The sequence below is a fragment of the Algoriphagus sp. genome (assembly GCF_046296635.1).
Taxonomy (GTDB): domain Bacteria; phylum Bacteroidota; class Bacteroidia; order Cytophagales; family Cyclobacteriaceae; genus Algoriphagus.
The window spans coordinates 1-24,650 of record NZ_JBKBKZ010000015.1; the positions used below are offsets into that span (position 1 = coordinate 1).

The window sequence follows — 24,650 nt, forward strand, 5'->3', positions numbered from 1 at the left end:
TTTGGCTGGAAAGAACTTTCATCTTCCTAGGTTTTTAAGTTAATTTATAACACACACGCCTCGTGGCGCACCGGATGGCCACAGATGTGTTTGAAATAAAATCTGCACTAATCTGAGAAATCTGTGAGAACTCATTTTTTGTACTTAGATGCTTTTGAAAATAAAATCTGTGCTTATCTGAGTAATCTGTGAGAAACTTTTTTTTGCTCAAAGATTTCAAGGGAGGCATAGATGCTTATCAAAATCTGAGTCTGGTGTAAGTGCCCATTTTAACAATCCTTTTGAACGAGTAGTTGATCCTGTAATTCAAATCCAACCGCATCAATTCGTTCATGAAAAGGTTTTTCCAGTTCCAGATCAATTCCTACGACAAGTTTCACCTGCTATGGGAAAGCCCGAAGGCCAGCAAACTCATTAGCAATATTGTTGTTATCTCGTTTTTGATCGGGCTGTTAGTCGCGTTATTGTCCCATTTCAACCTGCTGCCTACAGGTATGCAAATCAATATTTTCTTTTCTATTGAATTGGCTTTCAATGTGCTGTTGATTTTTGAGGCGATGAGTTTGATTTTCCTCTTCCCAAACTCTGTGGCGGACTCTGTTGGCAAACAGTTTGAAATCATATCACTGATTTTACTTCGGGATGCATTCAAGGAGTTTGGGCACTATTTGGGCGATCTGGAATGGAGTACGGATTTTCTAGTGGAAATGACCCCAATCATATCGGATGCCTTTGGGGCAATTTTGGTATTCCTGATCACCGGTCTTTTTTACCGCGCTCAACGGCATTTTCGGATTACTCGCAACTATGAAGAGCAGTCTGGCTTCATCAAAATCAAAAAACTTCTATCCATTTATCTGGTATTTTTCTTCATTATCATTGGACTGAATGATCTCTTCAGAGCTTATGAAAGTCAAACATTCAACTCCAGTGTCAAGCTCTTTTACAATCTCTTGATCTTTACAGATGTGTTTATTTTGCTTTTTTCGCTGCGCTATACCACCAAATACTTCAACCTTTTTCGGTATTCTTCCTTTGCGTTGGCTACTATTTTCTTACGCCTGACTTTGTCTGCTCCTGCTTATTACAATGTTCTCTTAGCCGTTATCGCAGGATTGATGGTCTTACTCGTGACATACATTTACAACTATCTTCTTACAAAAGCCGAGCCTTCAAAAGAACTCAATACAGTTCCCCAAATAGGGTGAGTTTTCCATTAGCGAAATACTCTTGCTTCTCCTCAGAATAAATACTTGGTCTTGAGCTAATTTTTATATTTTTCCGAATCAATCCATTTGATTTTTCCGAATCGCATTCATGAAGCAAATTCCTTCGATAGAAAATACCCAAGAAAAACTACCCAGAAATCTAGGGCTTTGGGGAATTTGGATGCTAGTTGTTAATGGCTTGATTGGAGCTGGAATCTTTGGGCTTCCAAGCGGAGCTGCGGCTTTAGCCGGTGAATACAGCATTTTGATTTATGCATTCTGCGCTTTGTTGATTCTGCCAGTGATTTTGTGCTTTGCCGAACTGGGAAGCTATTTCCGCGGTACAGGCGGACCTGTAAGATATGGGTCCTTGGCTTTTGGGTCTTTCATCGGTTTCCAGGGAGGTTGGTTGTATTATCTGGCTCGTTTGATTTCATTCTCAGCCAACACAGTTTTATTGACTGATAGCATCGCCTATTTTATTCCGGCTGCCGCTGAAAGCTTGGGCAGGCTCATTTCGCTTGCTGTGATTTGCATCTCATTGAGCTTGGTAAATGTTCTCGGTTCCGTGGAATCGATCCGATCTATGACGGTTTTTACCATCATCAAATTCACCGTGCTGATCCTGCTTCCGATAGGAGGATTTATTCTTTTGGGAGCGGATGTGATCCCGAGTTTTAGCTCCCCTATTCCACCATTTTCAGATTTGGGAAGTGCGGCTTTGCTATTGATTTATGCCTTTGTGGGATTTGAAGGAGCGGTAGTTCCAGCTGGGGAAGCTAAGCGGCCCGAGCGGGATATGCCTTTAGGCTTGCTGCTTGGCCTTGCCGTTGTTGCGGTACTTTACATGCTGATTCAATTGGTCACACAAGCTGCTGTTCCGAATTTGGCGGATTCTAAAACTCCACTTTTGGATGCCTCCGCATCACTTTTTGGAAATGCGGGAGCCGTGATTCTGATGATCGGTGTAGCGGCCTCGGTGATTGCAAATTTGCTGGGATCGATGTTTTCATCCACCCGTTTGACTTATGCACTTTCCTTGGAAAAATCCCTTCCCAAGTGGTTTGGTGAAGTTCATCCCAAGTTCCTCACTCCTGCAAATTCGGTAATTTTCTTTGGAATATCGGCCTTTTTGCTTTCCGCCTTCGGTTCGTTCACAGTCCTTGCCGCAATGACCGTTTTGTCCAGACTCTTTCTCTATATCATGAGCTGTGCAGCGATTCCGAAGCTCCGTTCCCAGTTTATCGGACAAGGTCGATTCATTCTAAAAGGTGGTTATACCGTTCCTGTTTTAGGAATTTTAGCTTGCCTGTGGCTAATGATGCAAGTCAGTGAGCGCTCGATTTGGATGACGGCTTTGTTTATTGCGATAGGTTCGGGCTTGTATTGGCTGGGGAGAAAGGGAAGGGCTTGATTTCGGATTTCGGATTTCGGATCTCGGATTTTTCAATTTCGACATTCATCATTCAAAATTCGATGTTCGATATTCAATTTTTCTTAAGAAAATGCACCCAGTTCTAAATCGAACATCTAGATTTTTCAGACTTCAAACTTTAGCTTTCATCCTTTTCATTTCAGCCTTCTAATTTTAGATTTCATACTTTTGACCCATGCCAAAGCAAACCCTTGCCATCCGTACAGTCATCTTCAGCATTTTCACAAATGCTTTTCTGGCGGTGATCAAATTTCTTGCTGGGATTTTTGGGAATTCCTATGCACTGATTGCGGATGGAATCGAGTCCACAGTAGATATCTTCTCCTCCTTTTTGGTACTTGTCGGTTTGAAATATGCCGAGCGGCCGGCGGATGAGAATCATCCTTATGGTCATGGAAAAGCCGAACCTTTAATCACTTTTGTAGTGGTCGCTTTTCTGATTATTTCAGCATTTACGATTGCTTGGCAAGCAATCAAAAATATTCAAACTCCGCACGCACTTCCTGCATCTTGGACTTTGTATGCGTTAGCGGGAATTATTTTATGGAAAGAAATCTCCTATCAGGTGGTCATGAGTCGAAGCAAAAAGCTCAAAAGCTCTTCATTGAAAGCGGAAGCCTGGCATCATCGAGCAGACGCCATCACTTCGGTCGCGGCCTTTATCGGTATTTCCATTGCTATTTTTGGAGGAGAGGGATTTGAGGCAGCAGACGATTATGCTGCTTTGGTGGCTTGTGGATTTATTCTTTACAACTGTTATGGAATATTCAGACCTGCACTTGGAGAAGTAATGGATGAAAATAACTTCAGCGAACTCACTCAAGAGATTCGGGAAATTTCGCTGAGTGTCGAGGGAATTGAGGGGACAGAAAAGTGCTTTATTCGCAAAGCAGGAATGACTTATCACGTCGATTTACATGCGCATGTCAGAGGAGATTTGACCGTAACGGAAGGACATGACATCGCCCATAAGCTTAAAGACACGCTGCGCAAAGAAATCCCACAACTTGGACATGTGCTGATTCATATTGAGCCGAGTTGATTTTCGGTTTAATAAAAAGCGAAAACCAAAAAAGCTGAAAAAAAAAGAGATTTCAGAAAGCAGTTTATTGAATTTTAGCAGTATTTGCATCAGGATTTGGTGGCTTAAAAGATGAAAACTGTTTTATACCTTTCCCTCATCCCCCCTAAAAATCCCTCTTAACTCATAACTCCAAACTAACTCTGCCCAATTCACATGGAAAAAAAGGATCTTAACCTGCTTACTGAACAGGAGCTTTTGCTCGAAAAAAAGAAGTTGAAGAATTCCAAAATCATGCATGCTACTTTAATTGGATTTCTCGGAGGAATACTCTTGTTTGGAGTGGTGGCATGGATACTCTCTCCTGACAGAAAGATGGGATTTCTGATTCCCATGATCATACCCGTGGTGATGATCTACCGAATGATGAAAGACCCGAAGCAAAACAAGGACTTGGAAGAAGTGCTGAAAGAGCGCGGCTTGAATTGATGGTTTAGCCCAAATTCACCAGGGATTAAACTGGATGTCTGGCGCGACGGATTACTCCTTGATATTTCTGCTTTTTGATTTTGAAATTTTAATTGCCAGAAAATCGAATTTCCAAAAAACACTTAGCCAATAAAAATTGGAGTAAAAATAAAAGGCAGATTCAGAAACCAAAAAGGACTGAAGGATATATCCCTCAGCCCTTTTATTCTATTTCAGTTTGAAATCTTACGCCGTCTCCAAAGTCTTCTTCGACTTTCGATACAGGTGATCACTTAGGATATTCCTTCTGGCAAAGCGATAGGCATTGTCAGCATTGAGGAACTTGGTGTAGATATTCTTTGACACTCCAAAGTATTCGTAAGTACTTCCATCCAAGAAGGTGATCTCAAGGACCTGATTCTTATAATGAAAGTCTCCGATACCCGATTGAGTGATTGTCTTGGTGTATTCCTCGAGATTGGCTTCGGCGGTTTCCGGAGCGATACTTACCAAAAAGTGATATCCATCAATGATTTTGGTGCTTTTCTCTTCAGCTTCCAATGCTTTTTCATCACCAGCTTGGAATTTATCCGGATGCCATTCCTTTACCAGCGTTCGGTAGGTGGTTTTCAGTTGCTTAAGATCAATAGGACCTTCCACATTAAAAAGTTTCTTGTATTCGTTAATCCGCTTCATTGATACCGCTTTATAATTTTTACAAAGGTAGATATATATCGGGAGATGGATAAGTAATTTGAAATTTAGGACGAGAGCAAAGTTTTTTAGTACTTAATTGATATAAAGGATGTATAATAGTTTGGAATCAAATGGTTAAACCAATTTAACTACTTTGAAAGCATATAAATCAGGTTCTAGAAACTGATTGAAATTCTAAAATTCAAGCACTCTTTGGCCATCTTAATTTCATCTCTTACCTGCAATAAAAAAACATACCGAAAGGAAAGCGTATAACCATATTCAAAAACTACCAGAAGAACGATTCAAAAGAACTTGTATTCATCCAGAATACGGAAAGATATTGATGGTTTAAGAGACTATCTGTCTTTGTGCCTTTCAGTGAAATAATGATATTATTCCTAAAACAAAGCACATTAAACGAATTAATTGGTAGTCACGATAGGCACGAACTAAAACAAAAATGAATGGTCTATCGAGTAGTCCATCCAAAAAAAATTATACCCATAAAATTTCTTCAATATTAAAAATAACTAAAGAAATTTTCACCTTAATTAATGGCATTCCCAGCAAGTGACATCTGGTCCAAAAACATCTGGACATTTAATCTTTGCACAATTGATCTCTGCGTCAGCAAAGCTGGTTGGTCCCTTCCCCCCACCAGGAATATTTCTGGACATTGGAACAAAATTTCCATCTGGTTTAAGCATCATGTGCTTAGTTGTCATCCACAACTTTAGTGTGGCGGTCGCTGCTGGACTCAATTTCAGATCATTAGCATCCAAGGGTTTAATAGTTGCTTGGTCTGGCTGAACTCTTGCAGGTCTTTGTGCCTGAAGATCACTAAACAAAGCACCTGAAAATAGAATCAGGCAGCTCAAAATCAGTTTTCCGGTTAAGTTTTTCATATCTAACATTATTGATTAATAAAATGGTTACGATAACTTTTAAGCCTAATAAAACTTCCTAATTTAAAACAATATAAGAATTTCTTATGGGAGAATAAAGAGGAATTGGCTCTAAAAAAAAGCTTGAACGATTGTTTAAGTCAAATAATTATTCCACCATTAGTGATATGATTATTAGTTATTTAAAACTCCTCATGGGCGTAGAATCTGATTTGATTCTTTGAAGTTCCAATGGACGCTGGGTGAAATCCGCGATAGTTATCGGGAGCATTACACCCTCCTATAATTACCATCCCGATCATTATCGGGAGCAATTGGACAAAGTCAGTTCTTCAGAATTTGAAATTCTGAAGCCCTGTTTAGGGATTTTTAATCCCCGAACTAGCCATGGCTATCAACCTTCCCTCCCGGCTCTTTTCTACTCCAAATCGTCGCCAAGATCGATCCGGTGATATTTTGAATTGGGCCAAAAACTGCTGGAGCAAGGCCTACAGTTGCGATTTTGCCGAGCATATTGGCAAGGCCGGAAGCCAAACCTGCATTTTGCATCCCAACTTCGATCGCTAAGGTTCTGGAATCCTGCTCATTCATTCCGACCAGTTTGGAAAAACCATAGCCCACGCCATAGCCAGCCATATTGTGAATCAAGACCAGCAGAATCAACAGTGGACCGATTTCCAACAGGCTATCCCGTCCTGCTGCGGTGATCACCAAGATAATCAAGGCAATTCCCAACATGGAAATCAATGGGAGTAAATTGTCCAGCCATTTGGTGTTTTTACCCAAAAGCCGATGTACAATCAATCCTGCTCCTACCGGCAACAGGATAATCTTAAATATATCCCACATCATCTTCACCAAATCGATCTCGATAAATTGTCCTGCCAGCAACTTCATTAATAGCGGAGTAAGCAGTGGAGCAAGTAAGGTCGTAATAGAAGTCAAGGTCACCGAAAGTGCAACATTGGCCTTGGCCAGAAACGCCATCACATTGGATGCTGTCCCACTTGGTGAGCAACCCAACAAGATAATTCCGGCGGCGATTTCAGGTTCCAAACCACTAAACTTTGCCAATCCAAACCCGATCAAAGGCATAATGGAAAATTGAGCTGCAATTCCTATCCCCACTGATTTTGGACTTTTGACCACTGCTGCAAAGTCCTTCAAACTCAATGTCGCCCCCATCCCGAACATGATCACTTGGATCAATGGAGTGATCAGGTTGGAGAATTTGTATCCATTGTATTCCTGGAAATAACTTGGAAAAAACATCCCAAGCGCAACCATACCGAAAATCACAATTGGAAAGCTGTAGCCCTTTAGGCTTTTAACTTTCTGAAAATAGATGCTGAGCAATAAAAGGAAGGCGACAGTTAATATTCCAGTGAGGGTATGAAGCTGGCCGGAAATCGAATAAACCAAGCCAATGGACAATAAAACAGCTGAAGTCAGGAACGCTCTAGTGTGGATATTCAATCTGTGATGAGTTAGGACTGAAAAATAGGTTCAAAAGGTATTCTCTCCAAGTCTCGTCAAAAAGGAAATTAGAAAATGACCAATTAATCCTTTGTTTACTTTTCCATCGAACCGAAGCACTTCTTCTCAATTTCCAATTCTTATTAACATCTTAAGCTCTGTATAAATAAGCTTATTTTAAGTAGAAATTCTTCTTATTTATGCATAATATGTCAAAATAGACTTGTTTAACAATACTTATTTTTACATATTTGTATCAAATAAACGGAATTATGAATAATTCATTCCTTATTCCTTCAGAAAAAATTATTGAGCGGCTACGGTATGAAAATCCATGGTGGGTTTCTCGTCAAATACCTGTTTCCTACAGTAGCCTGTCGAAACGATTGTATTTTGATATGTTTTATCCCTATGTCAAGGAAAATCATATCCGCAGAGCTGTGGTACTGATGGGGCCAAGACGAGTAGGAAAAACGGTCATGATTTTTCATGCTATCAATGAGTTACTTGAGGAAGAAGTAAATCCTCAAAAAATATTTTTCATTGGGATTGATAATCCTATTTATGTGCATTTAGGATTGGAAGATATCATGATGCTATGTAAGGAAGCCCTCAAGCTTGACCATTTCAAAGACTGCTATGTTTTTTTTGATGAAATCCAGTATTTGAAAGATTGGGAGCGTCATTTAAAGGTATTAGTGGATTCGTATCCCGATACCAAATTTGTTGCTTCCGGCTCGGCAGCTGCTGCCCTTAAATGGCATAGCACCGAAAGTGGTGCCGGTCGATTTACGGATTTCATGTTACCGCCCCTTACTTTCCAAGAATATATTCACCTTAAAAAGCTGGATCATTTGATTTATAATGGAAGCATTGAATATGGCAATCAAGCCATTTCATACTGCTTAACCCACGATATCAGGGCCCTTAACACTGAATTTTTGCATTACCTGAATTTTGGTGGATACCCTGAAGTGGTGTTTTCCGAAAAAATCCAGAGCGATGTGGGCCGTTATATTAATTGCGATATTGTTGACAAAGTGCTATTGAGAGATTTGCCTAGCCTATATGGAATTAAAGATGTTCAGGAGTTGAATCGCTTTTTCACCTACCTCGCTTATAATTCAGGGAATGAATTTTCTTATGAAACCATGTCTAGGGAAAGTGGAATTTTAAAGGAAACCTTGAAAAGATATCTTGAATATCTGGAAGCTGCTTTTTTGATTAAAGTTCTCAATAAGGTAGATGTAAATGCCAAAAGACTAAAACGCATAACCAGTTTTAAGGTCTATTTAACTAATCCTTCGTTGCGAACTGCCTTATTTTCACCCATAGCTGAAACTGACAATGAAATGGGGAATATGGTGGAAACTGCAATTCTTTCACAATGGATGCATCGAGAAAAACTTGACTTAACCTATGCCAGATGGAGAGATGGCAGAAATGAAGGAGAAGTTGATTTAGTCCTGGTGGATGAGAAAAATTTCAAACCTATCTGGGGTGTCGAAATCAAATGGAGTAACCGGTATTTTGATAAGCCCACTGAATTAAAAAGCTTGTTTCAGTTTTGCAAGGCAAATAACATTCAGAAAGCACTGGTAACTTCACTTGATCAGTCAGGTGTAAAAGAAGTGGATTCAATCAAGTTCACTTTCATACCAGCAGCTGTGTACGCTTATAATATTGGTGATATAACCTTGAAAATGGGGAATGAGGTTTGATTTATAAGTACATCCACTTTTCTTCAACTAACTCTTTTTAACAAAATGGCCTCGACTTCGCTCGGCCACCGAATTTTGATTATAACAAGGGAGGGGAGGAAAATGCGGCACAGCAGCATTTTCCTCCCCTCCCGCTAATACAAAACCAACGGACACCGAGCAGCTTGCCCGCCGTGGTGGGAAGTCGAGGTGTAGTCAAAATGAAATTCCGCAACCTGTGATTTTACCGACAATCCTATAAATTATTCAACTACATTTTTGTACCAAATTACAATCTCATATCTTCTTATTCAATAGACATTTACCAACCCAAAACACTGCCTGGCAATCTCCAATTCTTCATTAGTAGGTATTACCAAAACCTTGACCGGGGAATCGGTTGAATTGATTTCCTGAATTCCTTTTTGGCGAGTTTCATTTTTCGCTTCATCCAGTCGGATCCCAAGAAAATCCATGTTCTGGCAAACCAGCTTTCGCGTCAAATCATCATTCTCCCCTACTCCTGCGGTAAAGACAATGGCATCCAAGCCATTGAGCACAGCCGCAAAAGAACCGATGAATTTCCTAATATGATACGCATACATATCATAAGCTAGAATTGCCGCTTTTTCGCCTGCGTTATACAGCTTGCGGATGTCCCGCATATCACTGAAACCCGTCAATCCAAGCATTCCGCTTTTCTTGTTGAGAATGGTATTGACTTCGTCCAAAGAATAGCCTAGCTGATTGACAAAATGGAAAATAACCGACTGATCTAAGTCACCTGTTCGAGTTCCCATGATCAAGCCATTCATCGGACCCAAACCCATGCTGGAATCAATGCATTTTCCATTCTTAATCGCAGCCATACTACAGCCGTTTCCCAAATGAATGGTGATGATTTTGGAATCTTTTTTCCCTAAAAACTCAATCGCCTGCTCAGAAACATACTTATGACTTGTCCCATGAAAGCCATAGGCTCGAATTCCATGTTTATCATAGAATTCATTGGGAATCGCCATTCTGAAGGCTACTTCTGGCATGGTCTGATGAAAAGCTGTGTCAAAGACAGCGACTTGTTTGACTTTTCTAAAAATGGTCTCAGCAACCTCAATCCCGAGGTAATTCGCAGGATTGTGAAGCGGTGCCAAAGGAAAAAGCTCCATGATTTTGGCTTTGGCTTCTTCCGTGATGAGTTGAGTTTTGGAGAATCGCTCACCTCCATGTACCACCCGATGTCCGACGACATGAACCTGATCGGGATCAGAAATGACTCCTACTTCTGAATCGGTCAAGAAATCAGCAACTGCTTTCAATCCTGATGCGTGATCTGGTAAAGATTTTATCTCAGTTCGTTTGACTTCACCGGATTCAAGAAATGCCTTGTATTCTATTTTGGAACTTTCCAAACCGATCCGATCTACCATTCCGGTGCAAATGACTTTTGCATCCGGCATGGAAATGAGTTGGTATTTGATCGAGCTGGAGCCGGAGTTGATAACGAAGATGTTCATTGGAAGTTGGAGGTTGGGATGTTGGGAAGTTTGGAAGTTGGACTTTCTTCATACTTCAACATTGGATGTTCGACATTCGAAATTTAATGAAATAATGAATATCGAATGCTGAATGAAGAATTACGAAGAAATGTCCCTCGTAAATCGTAAATCGTAAACCAAAAGACCGATGTCGGATGACCGATGACCGATGTGTGGTTCGTTTTCTATATATCTTATTTAGTTTCGGTAAACCGAAAACTAAGCGCTGATTTGGATTGAGGCTAAAAAGTTATGAGAAATCTCGTAAATCGTAATTCTTAAATCGTAAATCAAAAGACCGATGTCGGATAACCGATGACCTATGTGTGCTGTCTGGTCGATTTAAATATGTTGTATTGGTTTTTTAAAAACCAGATAGCCGTGCCTGATCTTGATTTAAGGTTAAAATAACTCCAAGATCTCGTAAACCGTAAATCATAAATCGAAAATCAATTTTCTTGCGCTTGAATAGCCGTAATCACCACCGTATTAAACACGTCGACCACAGTGCAGCCTCTGCTTAAATCATTAACAGGCTTATTGAGGCCTTGGAGCATCGGACCGATGGCGATCGCGCCTGTTTCCCGCTGAACAGCTTTACAAGTATTGTTACCGGTATTGAGATCCGGGAAAATCAAAACACTCGCCTGACCTGCAACTTCCGAATTGGGCAATTTCTTTCGACCCACTTCCGGATCAACTGCCGCATCGTATTGGATTGGGCCTTCAACTTTCAAATCGGGTCGTCGAGCTTTGATCATGACAGTTGCATTTCGGACTTTTTCCACTTCTTCACCTTCACCTGACGAACCGGAAGAATAGGATAGCATAGCGATTTTAGGTTCAATTCCGAGCATCATGGCTGATTCCGCAGAAGAAATTGCGATATCTGCCAACTGCTCCGAAGTGGGATTTGGGACTACCGCACAGTCGCCAAATACTGATACTCGATTGGGCAGGCACATAAAGAAAACGGAGGAAACAGTAGCGACTCCCGGGCGGGTTTTGACAAACTGAAGCGCTGGTCTAATTGTATGCTGAGTGGTATGAACTGCACCGCTGACCATTCCATCCGCATGACCTTTGAATACCATCATCGTTCCAAAATAGGAAACATCCATCATCAGATCTCTTGCCATTGCAATGGTTAATCCCTTGCTTTTGCGCAGCTCAAAGAGGGTCTGAGAGTATTCCTCAAATCGCAGTGAACTTACTGGAGCTTCTATAGTGACAGATTCCAAATTCAAAGAAAGATTGAGACGCTTGATGGCAAGTTCGATCGACTCTTTGTTGCCCAAGATCGTCAACGCAACTACATCCTGCTTGATTAGCTGATCAGCTGCAATTAAAATCCGATCATCTTCTCCCTCCGGTAAAACGATATGCTTTTTACTCGATTTGGCACGTTTTACAAGTTGGTATTGGAACATTCTTGGTGTGAGCACTTCGGAGTGAAATGCTACGATCCTGTCAGTAAGGGCTTTTTCATCCACTGCCTGCTCAAAAAGTCTGACTGCTAATGCTATTTTCTCCTTATCATCTGCAGAAATTCTCGCTTTGATATCATTGATTTTCGTGACCACCTCAAAAGTCGCTTCCTCCACCTGAAGTATCGGCACCACTGTTTCCAAACCCTCCACCAATTGCACGATAGAATCCTCTGGAAGCATTCCTCCTGAAAGGACCATACCTGCAATTTTTCCAAAATTCTTTGAAATATTTGCCTGCAAAGCGCCAATAATGATATCACCTCGGTCTCCCGGAGTGATTACTAACGTATTGTTTTGAACGCGTTGGAGAAAATTTCGCAATTGCATGGCTCCCACAATCACATGATCTACCCGATTCGTGAGAAGGTTTTCCCCAAAAAAGACCTTGGCTCCCATTGAGTCACGGATTTCCTCCATCGTTGGATTACTCAGTTCCAAATGAACAGGTATAGCACTGATCAAAATTTCTTTTGGAAGAGCCTGAACTAGTTTTCTTGTCAGCTCGGTTTCTTTTCCAATTACAACCTTATTGGCAACTAGCGTCAGAACCTGAACCCCGTTAGATAAAAATGCATTAGTTGTAGAAATTGCTTGCTCGATAATTTGACTATCTGATTTGTGGGCACAATTCAAAATGATTGCCGCAGGAATTCCCAGGTTTTTTGCGATGGACACATTGCCATTGAACTCCACATTAGTACTCATTCCTGCAAAATCTGTCCCCTCAACCACCACAAAATCAGAATTCTCCTGAAGTCGCTTAAATTTCTCGATAATTGTATCTAGGAGAAAGGCTTCATTTTTACGATTGATTTCCTTAAAGGCTTTTTGAATCGTGAAAGAATACATGTCCTCATAAGGCTGGGCAAGTTTGAAGTGCTCCTTGATGAGTGTAAGACGCCGATCCTTCTCTTTTTTACCAACAGTTATGATCGGCTTGAAGTAAGAAATCTTGTCTGTTTTGCAGGCAAGTAGATTTACCAAACCGAGTGCATAGATGGATTTTCCGGAGAAAGGCTCAGTAGTGGTGAGATAAATGGCATTAGTCATAGTTGGCTAGTAAATAACTTAGGTACGAAGAAGTAATTCTCCTCAAAATAGGACATATAATCTTGGAAATATCCTGATAAAGATCATCCCTAATCATATTTTTTTGGTTAGCGGCATGCTACAAGTAAATGAATTTTCTTTTGTGTCCTGATTGATCGAAAGATCCATGCGTTGCCGAAGAAAGACAAAAAAAACTTGGACTTAAGAATTAGAATTTTTGATCGAATTGCCCAATTTTCAATACCTTAATAAATGTTAATCAAAATCCATCATGAAAACTTTACTTTCAACACTGGTTCTCCTCCTATTTATAGGATTTTCCGCAAAAGCTCAAGAAGGAATCAATATTTCCGGAACTTGGATCATGAATGTTCAGACTGATGCAGGAAGTGGTTCTCCCACTTTTGTCTTGAAACAGGATGCTGAAAAAATCACAGGAACCTACACAGGTCAACTCGGAGATTCAGCTGTCACCGGAACCCTAAAAGGAAATGTAATTCATCTCGAATTCTCTATACAGGGAAACCTCATCAAATATGATGGCACGGTAACATCCTCTACAGAAATGAGCGGAAAAGTGAATTTGGCAGATATGGCTACGGGAACTTTCTCCGGTAAGAAAAAGCCCTGAAAGGAAGCACCGAGACCGAAAAATCATTTCTTTCAGATTTACTCACTATCTGCTAGAATCTGGTAGATAAAAAGCATGCGTATACATTTGCATCCAAACGAGTCCCAAATCAACTCATTTGATAGAATTCTGATTCTAGGCTGATTTTTTGAGATAGTGAAATCTTATAAAGTATACCAAACCAATCAACTGCCAAAACATGAAATCGAGCCTGCCTGAGGTAGACAGGTATGACCAAAAGCGACACACAGAGGGATGCTCCGATAATTATCGGGGAATCCATGCGAGATTCCACCTGCCTGCCGGCAGGCAGGTATGGCCATTAAAAAACAAATTATAAACACATGAAATGTCCATGAGAAAAGGTTCTCACACAGGGAAATGATAATTTTGGGCATTCCATATGGCTTCTAAAAATCAATTATAAACACATGAAAAAAATACCCTTATTCGGACAGCTTTGCTTGGCTGCCTTATTCGCACTTACTACCAGTTGTGCCGTCAATCCTGTCTCAGGAAAAAAGCAGATTGTACTGATGTCCGAAAACCAAGAAATTGGAATGGGAAAGCAGTCTGACCCTGAAATCACCGCATTTTTCGGAGTCTATGAAGACCCGGCAATTCAAAAATTCATCACCGAAAAAGGGCTTGAAATGGCCGCCGTTTCCCATCGGCCTAAACTCGACTACCAATTCAAAGTGGTGGATTCACCCGTAATCAATGCTTTTGCTGTACCTGGTGGCTATGTCTATTTTACCCGCGGCATCATGGCTCACTTCAACAATGAGGCAGAATTTGCCGGAGTTTTGGGTCACGAGATTGGCCACGTCACAGCACGCCACTCGGTCATTCAGCAAAGAAATCAAATGCTGGGACAGATAGGAATGATCGCAGGAATGGTACTCGTACCTGAATTGGCCAATTTCGCCGAACCTCTATCTCAAGGAATGCAAGTAGCACTTTTGAGTTTTGGCAGAGATGCTGAGCGGCAATCCGATGAACTAGGTGTGGAATATTCTTCTCGAATTGGGTACGATGCTACCGAGATGGCCGGATTTTTCAACACACTCGAAAGACAAGGTGCAAAACAAGGCGGTAGCGATATCCCTGAATTTCTGTCTACTCACCCCTCACCCGCAGAGCGGAATGCTACCGTTGCAAAATTAGCAGAGCAGTGGAAAACGAAATTAAAGTTGACTAATCCCGCCGTCAATAGAGATTCCTATTTGAAATTGATTGAAGGAATTGTAATCGGTGAAGATCCAAAACAAGGATTTGTAGAAAACAATATTTTCTACCATCCTGTGTTGAAATTCCAGTTCCCTACTCCCCAGGACTGGAACTTCCAAAACTCTCCACAGCAAGTACAAATGGGTCCAAAAGCCGGTGATGCCCTACTTTCTTTCTCTTTTGCTGGGACTGGTACATTGGAAGAGATTGCCCAGAAAATACTGACGCAATTCAAATTGGAACGAGTTGAATCCAAAAGAGAAACCATAAATGGCTTACCTGCATTACTAACGGTTGCGGATCAAAAACAAGAGCAGGGTACTATTCGGGTTCAATCCACTTTGATCGAGTTTGGAGGAAATACCTACCATATTTTAGGTGTTACAACGCTAGCAAACTTCCCTCAATATCAGCCAGTGTTCCTATTTACCGCAAGGAATTTCAAAGAATTGAAAGATGCTGAAAAGCTCGGCCGCAAGCCAGATGTCGTTCGACTACATACAGTTCCGCAGCGAATGAGTCTTGAAGCTGCTTTGCAGAATGCTAAAATGCCCACAGAACGTTTTGATGAAATAGCTATTCTAAACGGAATGCTCATGACTGATCAACTGGAAAAAGGAACTTTGATCAAAATTATTGCGAAATAAAAAATTTGACTCGAAAGGAGATCAACAGGCTATGAAGTTCAAATAATTTAAAACATTTAGAGAATGAAGGACATTAAGTTTTGGAGAGCATAAAAACTAACATTCCAATAAAAATAACAGAAATGGAAGGTTACAACCGCTCAAATATCAGCACTTAATGTCCTAAATGCTCTTAAAAGTAAAAAAAGGCTAATTATACGCTCCTTCACCTCGCACTTTAAATTAAATTATAATTTAAACCATTAAGAAAATGAAGGTTATTAAGTTTTTGAGAACAATTCAGCTTTAAAAAACAAAAATTCCATATCGGTAAGAAGAACTCTCCATACAAAATTACCTATCTCTTAATTTTCTAAATTGCCTTAATGGTTAAAAAATTTGGATCGTTCAAGTAGCAAACTTTCACTCAACATTAAAGAGAAGTAATTTCTCCGGTTTTTTTATTTTTCAGAATGGCTTTTAGGTCACCGTTGGGTAAGATTTCCTTTTTTATCAACCAATAGTTTTCATCAAATTCCTGATAAACTGATGGTTTTGTAAGTCCTCTCTTTCCTCGCCAAATCGGTAGCTGAACAGGTTCCCAAAGCTTGGTTTTGGCAGATTTATAGGCCGCATCAATAATTGCATTGACCACATAGCCGTCATAAAAAGTCTCTCGGGGTTGCGTCCCTTTCTCGAAGGCATCAAACATATCCACGAACATATTCGGGTAGCCCAATTCATGCGCTTCATCGCCTACCGGAAATAACCAGCCGGATGAAGTTTCGGCCTTTTCGGCTACATAATCTCCTCCATTTCCACTGGAAAACATTTCGAACCCCGTGCGTAGAAATGAATTAATCCAGATCGTACCTTCCGTCCCCATCACCTCATCTCGGAGGTCCATTCCACCTCTGAAGGTCCAGGAAACTTCAAATTGTCCAATCGCTCCATTTTCATATTTGACCAGCCCAATGGCATGATCTTCCGCATCAATCGGCTTCACCTGAGTATCGGCCCAACACATCACTTCGACAGGTAGCACGTCTTTCCCGATGAAATTTCTAGAAATCTCTACGCAGTGACAGCCTAAATCAAGGATTGCTCCACCCCCGGCTTTTTCAATATCCCAGAACCAATCTGAGTGAGGACCCGGATGAGTTTCGCGAGATTTGGCCCAAAGCACTCTTCCGATGGCTCCGGATTCCACGCTTTTTACAGATTTCAGGAACTTAGGCGTATAGCAAAGATCTTCCAGATAGCCTGCAAAAACTCCAGCCTCCTCGCAAGCCAATGTCATCCTCAGTGCTTCTTCGGCAGTTCGTCCCAGGGGCTTTGTGCACAAGACAGGTTTCTTATGTTTTACACAAAGCATCACTGCTTCTTCGTGCACATAATTGGGAAGGGCAATGATCACCACGTCCGAATCAGGATGAGCGATTGCCGCTTCCATATCAGTAGAAAAATTTGGAACTGAGTAATCGCTAGCAAACCGCTGAGCAGTTTCCTCCCTCCTCGCATAGATCATTCTTACCTCATCTCGACCTCTTCTTCCAATCAAAGATTCCGCATAGAAACGACCGATAAAGCCTCCTCCGAGGATGCAAATTTTCACCATGATTATTTGGGATTTATTGGAGACCAGGCAGGTTTTAAAAACCTGCCTGGTCTTTCACTTATTTTACGTTTAGCGTGATCTCTTTCTCTTTGACTAAGAAGTCTGCACCGGACACTTTCTTTTGGCCGCTGGCCAAAATCGCCTCATCCATTACTACTGAAACTGGAGTAATGCAAGAGGTGTGTTTTTCTCTAAAAGGCTTGTTGTAAGAGAGATTGTAAGCCGAAATTACCGACCAACGTGGCATTTCAGATAGAATTGCTTCAGAGCGGTGAAGAATATTAGGATGAAAAAAAAGCACATCACCAGCTTTCAATTCGCAATACACCAGTTCGGAGATTTTCTCAGCCTCTGCCACAAAATCCGGATCTGCACCCTGCTGTTCACCGATAAAGGAATGTTCCATTCGCTGCATCTTATGAGTCCCCTTCAAGACTTGAAGGCAGCCATTTTCTTTATTGGCATCTGTTAAGGCAAGCATCACGGAAATCATTGCTTCGGGGAAAAGAAATCCATTTTTATACCAGTACCCATAATCCTGATGCCATTCCCAAGCACCACCGACTTTAGGTTGCTTTTGCATAATCTTGGAGTGAAAATGGCAAACCTCTCCGGGACCTAAGAGCTGTTGAACAGACTCTACCATCCGCTTGCAGCGAGACATCAGCCCAAAGGAATCATCGCCCGCTGTAAACCAAAGCGTCAATTTGGTCTTTTTCCCATCCTGATCATTGAGATCAAATGAATTTGAAGTCACAGTTTCGTCTGTGGCTACCGAATGAAGTAATGCGATTTCCTCAGGGTTAAAAAGTCCCTGATAAATAATATATCCATCGCAATGATAGTCCGCAATTAGATCCGAGGTCAGCATAATAAAATGGGTTTATCGTGAATCCAGTCACAAGCATAATAAGCTCTGGCAATAGACAAATTAAATTGGTGAAAAAATCAAGCGGAACAAACGTCTAGCTCAGAAATTAAATCGAGGAAAACATTTTCCTTTCAATTTCCTATCTTTTTATCCTCATTAAAAGATCTCATGCGCCACTATCTGATTTGTCTCGGAATTATTCTACTTGTCAGCTGTAAGACAGAATCATCTTCACCGGAAATTTCCAAAACTGAAAGCTATGCGGATTTGGTTAGCCTATTCAAAGAGTGGAGAACTTTTGAAACTCCCCCTCTGCGAGAAGGAGCTCCTGACTATACCACCGAAACCTTTCAAAAAAGGTATCCTCAATTCCAGAATCTGCAGCGTAAACTGAATGCTATCGACTTCAAAAACTGGCCTGTAGATCAGCAAGTAGATTGGCATATTGTCTGGGCGGAGATGAATGGATTTGAGTTCAATTTTAGGGTTTTGAAACCTTGGGAAAGGGATCCGACTTACTACAAATCCATCTGGATGGAAAGAAGCGATGTCCCAGCACACGAAGGCCCGACTCACCATGGGATTACAGAAGTTTGGGCCTACTCATTCCCGCTTTCTGTTGAAGAAAAAGCTAAATTCCTGAAAGACTTAAGCCTCATCCCCAGGCTGAACGAACAAGCCAAACTGAACCTTACCGGAAATGCAAAAGACCTCTGGGTAGCTGGAATAAGAGACATAGAATTTCAAATTAAGGACTTGGATGCAATTTTGGATCTCCCTGGAGTATACCAAGACTCCGAGCTAAGTTCTGCTATTCAAGCTGCAAAAAACTCCACTTCTGAATTGGTCTCCTGGCTCAAAGATCAGGCATCTTCCAAAAACGGTCCATCGGGAATAGGCAAAGAAAACTATACTTGGTACCTACAAAATGTCCATCTGATTCCACTTACATGGGAGGACGAAGTCATGATTCTGAAGCGGGAACTTGCTCGAGCATGGTCTACACTTAAACTAGAAGAACACAGAAACCGAAATCTCCCAGTACTCAAAGCAGCTGATTCGCCTGAGGCTTACATGGCTCAGGCAGAACTAGGCGCTCAAAGTTTGATGAAATTTCTTGAAGAGCAGGAAATCGTAACGGTCAAAGATTATTTCGATCCTGCTCTGAGGAACCATTTGGGCGGTTTCGTACAGGAGGAAAAACGAAATTTCTTTTGGATCGGTGCTCATTTGGATCCGAGACCACTTTACTCGCACTTCTACCATTGGTTTGAGTTGGCTATAATGGACAATAATCCCCACCCCTCCGAAATTCGGAGGGGACCATTACTCTACAATATTTTTGATTCCAGAAATGAGGGAACAGCCACTGCTGTGGAAGAAATGTGGATGAATGCAGGCCTCTACGATGACAGTCCCAGAAGCAGAGAAATTGTCTACATCATGATCGCTCAAAGAGCGGCAAGGGGATTGGGTTCGCTCTATGCCCATGCCAATGAGATGAGCATGGAAGAAGCAGGAGGAATTCATTCTGAATACACGCCTAGAGGCTGGATGAAAACTGAAAAGGAACTTTTGATCTTCGAGCAGCACCTTTACCTCCGTCAGCCGGGATATGGTACCAGCTACATTACCGGAAAATACCTTTTGGAAAATGCTATGGCAGAATTTTCCAGACTCCATGAAGCCAAAGGGGTTGAATTCCAGATGAAAGACTTTTTTGATCAGCTCAACGCTATCGGTGGAATTCCGATTTCTCTCGGCACTTGGCAAATGACCGACATCGATCAACCGATCCGTAAGATTGTCAGCGATTATTCCGATAATCCAAAGCCTTTTTAAATTGACATAGAATCACTTAAATTCAAATCAAACATTAATTATCATGAAATGCCCATGATAAATACTTCTCACCCAGGGGGATGATTATTCAGGGCATTCCATGTGACAATTCAAAATCAAATTAAAAACACATGAAAATCGCCCTTACTTTATTCTTTGCCATGACGCTTACTTTGGCCTTTTCTCAATCTGAAAAAGAAGTGGAAGATGCCGTGCAGAAGTTTCGAACAGCTTTGCTTGCTGAAGATGCCAATGCGCTTAAAAGCCTTACCTCAGCGAATCTTAGCTATGGTCATTCTGGTGGAGTAATCGAGAGTCAGGCCGAGTTTGTAGAAGTATTTACTTCCAAAAGATCCGATTATAAAACCTGGGAGGTAAGCGATCAAACGATTTCATTCCATGGAAAAAAATTGGCCATAGTCAGACAAAATATTCTGGCAGAAATACTATCACTGACTAACGGGACAACAAATAATCTCAATATGGGCCTGATGATGATTTGGGTGAAAGAAAAAGGAGCTTGGAAATTACTTGCGAGACAGTCTTTCAGATATCCTCAAGGTTGAGGTGACCTTCTCGTACCAACTTCCATTTAGGAAATGCTTCAAATCATTTGTTTTCAAAGAAGTAAACCACTAGCATCTTGACGGGGGTTTGCCCCGAATTAACCGGATTATGCTCCAGCATGCCATCAAAAAGCATGGAATCGCCTTCGTTCATTTCGATCTCCTGATCGCGGAAAATGTAGCGAACCGAACCGGAAATAATGAATTTGTATTCAAATGCATCTGTTTGGACAAAATCACGGACTGAACCCGGTTGAATCTCCAGCACGACAATATCTATCGTGCATTGATTTACTTTTTTTGTGAAAATGCGAGAATACTCATAGCCTGATGCAGGTTCCTTCTCAAACTTTTGGTAATCAGCTTTCCGCTGAATAAGGATTTTACCTTCTTTTCCATAGAAACTCAAATCATTAAAAAAGTCATCCAAACCTACTTCCAAGGCTTTGACAATCTGGATCAAAACCAAAAGTGAAGGAATGGTACGGCTGTTTTCAATCTGGGAAATCAGACCTTTGGTCACTCCAGCGCGGTCTGCGATATCTTGTAGCGTGAGATTTTTTTCTTTTCGGATGCTTCTCAGCTTGTTACTGATTTGTACTATCACTTCCTGTTCCATGGAGAGTTTATTGGGCGATTTGAAAAAGGAAACTAATAAAAAATGAGATAAAGCTTCTTATGGTCGGGAGATATACTTGGTGAGATATACTTGGTGAGATATACTTCGTGAGATATGCTACGCGAGATAAGCTCCCTTCGGTCTCGAAATAAACTTCGGGAGATATGCTACGCAAAACATACTTCGGGAGATATACTTCGTGAAATACGCTACGCGAAATATACTCTGTGAAATAAGCTCCCTGCGGTCGTGAGATAAGTGGGCTTTAAACATCGTTTAGCAGCTCATGAGATTTGGCGAGCAATTCAAAAAAAGTATTCACTGGGTGTTGGATCTGTTTAGAAAATCCAATTTGCACATTCAGCCCCACTTATTTCACCCGACGAAGGAGGGTGTTTTTCAATTGTATTTCAACAGTATTTCCACAATATTTCAATTGTATTTCGACAGTATTTTATCCTTAATTCAATCGAATTTTTTGCTAGTTTCAACTAATCCATCTATAAACCCGAGACAATTTCCTCTCCCAATCCAAAGGAAAGCGTCATTCCATTTCCTCCTAGTCCATTGACAATCGTGACAATATCGTCGACATGATGGATGAATTCGGTTGCCCCATTGGTCATTTTAGGATAGATCCCGTGCCAAGTGGAGCCGATTCTCCAGTCTTTAAACTGAGCAAAACCTTTCAAAAAGTCCAAAATCATATCATTGACATCTGTCCGGTCAAAAGGGGAAAGATCAATGCCATACTCGTGACTGTCTCCGATGGTCAATTCACCCAAGCCATTTTGGGAAACCATCACGTGAATTCCCCATTCGATCAGTTCGGGATATTGATCTTGGTAGACTTCCTTCAATTTCTCCAAAGAAGGAGCCACTTGGAAACCCTTATAATGAATAAAACTCAAACCGGCACAAAGCGGAGGTCCAATCCTCCAGTTTTCAGGCTGCTGAACCAGTCGCATCATCTGAAGTTTGCACTTGGTGATGGATGTAGCTGCAAAAAGCTCAGGGTAAAGCGTCTCAAAATCAGCTCCAGAACAAACAAAAACCCGATCTGCTGACCAGCTTTTTTGACCTGAGTAAACTGTGTTTCCCTCAATTCTTGAGACCGCCCGATTCCATTCAAACTCAATTCCCGGGAGGCTTTCCAAGTATTTTCCTGTTTTGTATATCGCCTCTATGGGATCCACAATCACCTCATCAGCTGTCCAAAGTGCACCCTTGAGTCCATCAGGTTTGGCAGCATGACTTTTCTGTCTGGTTTGCTCGGGATTGAGAACTTCCGCAGATTTGATTCCCTGCATAGCTGTGACATACTCCTCCACAACCTGCATTTCCAAATCTGTGTAAGCCAAGTGTAGCGAACCGGTCTTTTCTACAAAAAACTCCGCTTTCTCACTCATCTCCAACCAGATTTTCCGAGATCGCATGGCCCGATCAAATGCAACACCTTGTGGCTGACCCACTGGCCAAACCATCCCAAAGTTACGAACTGAAGCTCCCTGAGCTTTCGGATGACGCTCGATAACGGTGACTTTCCAGTCCTTGGCATGAAGTGCGCGAGTGATGGCCATGCCGACAATTCCGGCACCGACCACGATAGCAGAAGGTTGGTTCATATCGAATTAGTAATCGAAAGTTTAAATGAAGAATTTTTTTCCTGTCGCCTTAATTTTCGTTGGAAATAAATAAATGAGCCAGTCATTAGTACCAGTGAAAGACTGAGGAAGATTAAAATCGCAGAAATGTAAAAGTTCAGCCAACTGATATTTCCCATACCTCCAAACTGCTTGAAAACCATAATCATGCTGCTGCCAAGGTAACCAAAACTATCCACGAGATACATCAAAAACCCAACATTTCCGGCATGCTTGAACGTGGCGATCAAGCGGTCAAAAAGTAAGCTATTGAATGGAATATATGCCATGTAAACTCCTGTCCCAACCAAAATCATCCAACTAAATGGAGATACCATTCCGGCCTGAATTCCAAGTGTCGCCAAAATTGCGATTGCAAAACCAGTTAAAATCATCCAATGATTAAGAAAAAAGGCGGTTTTATTACTTTTCACCAAAACCAAACAGGACATCAGAATCAGAAGGAAAAGGGTAATTGGAATTTCTGTCTGAGTAAGCAGTTCAGGTGGCACGGAGATATTTAGTCCTTGCCAGATTTCCACCACAAAATTGTCCCGCAAATCTCGAAGACCCGTTAGCATCATGTAAACAAGAATCAAAATGATGATCCCTGGTCTGAATTCCCTAAAAAACTTCTTCCGCTCAGCTTTATTCATAGGCGGTCTTGGACTACGCATCAGACTGTCTTCTGCTGAAGGATAAGGAATATGATTCAAAAGAAAAACTCCAACCAAAAGCAGCGGAAAGAAGAATGCTCCAGTAGTAAAAGGCATCCAAAATTCATTAACACCAAGATTTTGATTTAGAAAAGTACCTATTGACTTTACAAATCCCGAGGAAAAGACAAAACTCGCTGCGAGCATGCTTCCCATCATCTCAGTGAATTTTCGACCTTCCATGTAATGAAAAACTATCCCCCAAATCAAGCCCAAGGGAAAGCCATTGATCATAAAACAAAGGATATTGAATGGTGCAGGCAAAACGGCAAAACCGAGTAGCGCAAACCAAGAAACAGCGATTAAACCGACAATCAGCCAAGCTCTACCTTTGTCCTTAAGTTCGGAGATCATCTTGATCCCATAAAACTTGCTCGCCATGTAGCCTAGAGTCTGCGCCAAAATCAGCCAAACTTTCAAGTCCAATCCTAAAAAACTTTCCCCGTCAAAAGTCGCTGCCGCAAAAGGTTTCCGAAAAGCATACATGCTGCTGTAAACCAAAAAACCCATTAGAGCCGCAAAAACACTCATTTTAAAGGAACCGACTTGGGATAATTTAGATGAAAAAGCAGGAAACCGATACATAGTTACGCTTGCTGTGCGAGTTCAAAAGCTCTCACGATCTCCAACACTTCAGTCAGGGATTTTGCAAGATGGGTAGGTTTATGTGGAATCAATTCCTCTTCCGTGAAAACTCCTGAAGTAATTCCAATACTCATCAGGCAGCCCGCATTATGACCTTCATTGACATCAACCTCGGTATCGCCGATTTTGATCACGGTTTTTGGATCGGTGATTCCAAGTTCGCCCATGATCTTTTGAATCATGAAGGGAAAAGGTCTCCCCCGCTCCACCTCGTCACTTGCTGCACTGGCATCAATGTGCTTTCCACTATCCCAACCCACACGCTTCAGGATGATATCGGTGATATCGCGGCTGAAACCAGTGTCCAGCCCAACCTTGATCCCTATATCATGTAGGGCAGAAAAAACCTCCTCTGCATCAGCTATCGCACGAATGGAAGGATCATTTTCGTAGTAATCCAACATTCCTTGCACAAATGCACCGTGAATTTGCTCAATAAAGCCTTCCGTGATTTTTGAGCTATCGGGCTCGTGGATTTCTAAAAGTTCTCGGATAGCTTGAGGCTTGGAATACCCCATTTTTTCGTTGGCTTCCTGTAAAGTCACGGAAGGATATCCATGTTTATTTAGGGCTTTTTGGAAGGCCTTTGCCACGCTGTTTTCATCGTGGATCGTCGTGCCAGCCATATCAAAAATGGCAAGTTTGATCTGAGACAT

The 24,650-nt window shown here is 41.4% G+C and carries 20 protein-coding genes; 9 read left to right on the forward strand and 11 right to left on the reverse strand.

The genetic code is table 11. The features are described from left to right. The first annotated feature begins 332 nt into the window (after window positions 1-332). From ACK4HU_RS12175 to ACK4HU_RS12190, 4 genes are all read left to right on the forward strand, one after another. Window positions 333-1,208 carry a hypothetical protein gene (locus ACK4HU_RS12175; RefSeq protein WP_409807113.1) on the forward strand — a complete coding sequence of 292 codons (876 nt, stop codon included), beginning with the start codon at window positions 333-335 and terminating at the stop codon, window positions 1,206-1,208. Window positions 1,209-1,317: 109 nt separating this feature from the next. Further along, the gene (locus ACK4HU_RS12180; protein ID WP_409807115.1) at window positions 1,318-2,622 is read left to right on the forward strand and encodes an APC family permease; all 1,305 of its coding nucleotides are present in this window, start codon (window positions 1,318-1,320) and stop codon (window positions 2,620-2,622) included. A gap of 196 nt (window positions 2,623-2,818) precedes the next feature. Further along, entirely contained in the window at window positions 2,819-3,685 is an 867-nt protein-coding gene (locus tag ACK4HU_RS12185; RefSeq protein WP_409807117.1) for a cation diffusion facilitator family transporter, read from the forward strand. Between the two features lie 195 nt (window positions 3,686-3,880). After that, a complete protein-coding gene (locus ACK4HU_RS12190; protein WP_409807119.1) occupies window positions 3,881-4,153 on the forward strand; it encodes a hypothetical protein in 273 nt (90 codons plus the stop codon). A gap of 225 nt (window positions 4,154-4,378) precedes the next feature. Here ACK4HU_RS12190 and ACK4HU_RS12195 read toward each other — a convergent pair whose 3' ends face one another. The 3 genes from ACK4HU_RS12195 to ACK4HU_RS12205 all read right to left on the reverse strand — a co-directional run bounded on the left by ACK4HU_RS12195 (window position 4,379) and on the right by ACK4HU_RS12205 (window position 7,212). Next, the gene (locus ACK4HU_RS12195) at window positions 4,379-4,828 is read right to left on the reverse strand and encodes a KTSC domain-containing protein (protein WP_409807121.1); all 450 of its coding nucleotides are present in this window, start codon (window positions 4,826-4,828) and stop codon (window positions 4,379-4,381) included. A gap of 554 nt (window positions 4,829-5,382) precedes the next feature. Continuing rightward, entirely contained in the window at window positions 5,383-5,736 is a 354-nt protein-coding gene (locus tag ACK4HU_RS12200) for a hypothetical protein (protein ID WP_409807123.1), read from the reverse strand. 381 nt (window positions 5,737-6,117) lie between these two features. Then, complete coding sequence (locus ACK4HU_RS12205; protein WP_409807125.1) at window positions 6,118-7,212, reverse strand: bile acid:sodium symporter family protein; 1,095 nt, start codon at window positions 7,210-7,212, stop codon at window positions 6,118-6,120. Between the two features lie 272 nt (window positions 7,213-7,484). Between ACK4HU_RS12205 and ACK4HU_RS12210 the strand changes: the two genes are divergently transcribed. Continuing rightward, window positions 7,485-8,933 carry an ATP-binding protein gene (locus ACK4HU_RS12210; protein ID WP_409807127.1) on the forward strand — a complete coding sequence of 483 codons (1,449 nt, stop codon included), beginning with the start codon at window positions 7,485-7,487 and terminating at the stop codon, window positions 8,931-8,933. 290 nt (window positions 8,934-9,223) lie between these two features. On the opposite strand, the gene ACK4HU_RS12215 is transcribed toward ACK4HU_RS12210, so the two are convergent. Next, window positions 9,224-10,426 (reverse strand): acetate/propionate family kinase, encoded by a 1,203-nt coding sequence (locus ACK4HU_RS12215; RefSeq protein WP_409807129.1) that lies wholly within the window; start codon window positions 10,424-10,426, stop codon window positions 9,224-9,226. 470 nt (window positions 10,427-10,896) lie between these two features. After that, the gene (gene pta / locus ACK4HU_RS12220) at window positions 10,897-12,987 is read right to left on the reverse strand and encodes a phosphate acetyltransferase (RefSeq protein ID WP_409807130.1); all 2,091 of its coding nucleotides are present in this window, start codon (window positions 12,985-12,987) and stop codon (window positions 10,897-10,899) included. A 271-nt stretch (window positions 12,988-13,258) separates the two neighbouring features. Between pta and ACK4HU_RS12225 the strand changes: the two genes are divergently transcribed. Continuing rightward, the gene (locus tag ACK4HU_RS12225) at window positions 13,259-13,618 is read left to right on the forward strand and encodes a hypothetical protein (protein WP_409807132.1); all 360 of its coding nucleotides are present in this window, start codon (window positions 13,259-13,261) and stop codon (window positions 13,616-13,618) included. Window positions 13,619-14,049: 431 nt separating this feature from the next. Then, window positions 14,050-15,495: a M48 family metalloprotease gene (locus ACK4HU_RS12230; protein ID WP_409807134.1), complete on the forward strand. Its 1,446-nt coding sequence runs from the start codon at window positions 14,050-14,052 to the stop codon at window positions 15,493-15,495. A gap of 412 nt (window positions 15,496-15,907) precedes the next feature. Here ACK4HU_RS12230 and ACK4HU_RS12235 read toward each other — a convergent pair whose 3' ends face one another. Beyond that, a complete protein-coding gene (locus ACK4HU_RS12235) occupies window positions 15,908-17,092 on the reverse strand; it encodes a Gfo/Idh/MocA family protein (RefSeq protein WP_409807135.1) in 1,185 nt (394 codons plus the stop codon). Between the two features lie 58 nt (window positions 17,093-17,150). Continuing rightward, window positions 17,151-17,963 carry a phytanoyl-CoA dioxygenase family protein gene (locus tag ACK4HU_RS12240; RefSeq protein ID WP_409807137.1) on the reverse strand — a complete coding sequence of 271 codons (813 nt, stop codon included), beginning with the start codon at window positions 17,961-17,963 and terminating at the stop codon, window positions 17,151-17,153. A 168-nt stretch (window positions 17,964-18,131) separates the two neighbouring features. On the opposite strand from ACK4HU_RS12240, the gene ACK4HU_RS12245 reads away from it, so the two are divergent. Together ACK4HU_RS12245 and ACK4HU_RS12250 are read left to right on the forward strand one after the other, a co-directional pair. Beyond that, window positions 18,132-19,805: a hypothetical protein gene (locus ACK4HU_RS12245; RefSeq protein ID WP_409807139.1), complete on the forward strand. Its 1,674-nt coding sequence runs from the start codon at window positions 18,132-18,134 to the stop codon at window positions 19,803-19,805. A 131-nt stretch (window positions 19,806-19,936) separates the two neighbouring features. Next, window positions 19,937-20,371, forward strand: coding sequence for a nuclear transport factor 2 family protein (locus ACK4HU_RS12250; protein WP_409807141.1), 435 nt, complete (start codon window positions 19,937-19,939; stop codon window positions 20,369-20,371). 43 nt (window positions 20,372-20,414) lie between these two features. Here ACK4HU_RS12250 and ACK4HU_RS12255 read toward each other — a convergent pair whose 3' ends face one another. From ACK4HU_RS12255 to ACK4HU_RS12270, 4 genes are all read right to left on the reverse strand, one after another. After that, a complete protein-coding gene (locus ACK4HU_RS12255; protein ID WP_409807142.1) occupies window positions 20,415-20,990 on the reverse strand; it encodes a helix-turn-helix domain-containing protein in 576 nt (191 codons plus the stop codon). Window positions 20,991-21,490: 500 nt separating this feature from the next. After that, window positions 21,491-22,615: a TIGR03364 family FAD-dependent oxidoreductase gene (locus ACK4HU_RS12260; RefSeq protein WP_409807144.1), complete on the reverse strand. Its 1,125-nt coding sequence runs from the start codon at window positions 22,613-22,615 to the stop codon at window positions 21,491-21,493. Continuing rightward, a complete protein-coding gene (locus tag ACK4HU_RS12265) occupies window positions 22,612-23,880 on the reverse strand; it encodes a DUF5690 family protein (protein ID WP_409807146.1) in 1,269 nt (422 codons plus the stop codon). Before ACK4HU_RS12265 ends, ACK4HU_RS12260 begins: the two co-directional genes overlap by 4 nt. Window positions 23,881-23,936: 56 nt before the next feature. Then, window positions 23,937-24,650: an HAD hydrolase-like protein gene (locus ACK4HU_RS12270; protein ID WP_409807148.1), complete on the reverse strand. Its 714-nt coding sequence runs from the start codon at window positions 24,648-24,650 to the stop codon at window positions 23,937-23,939.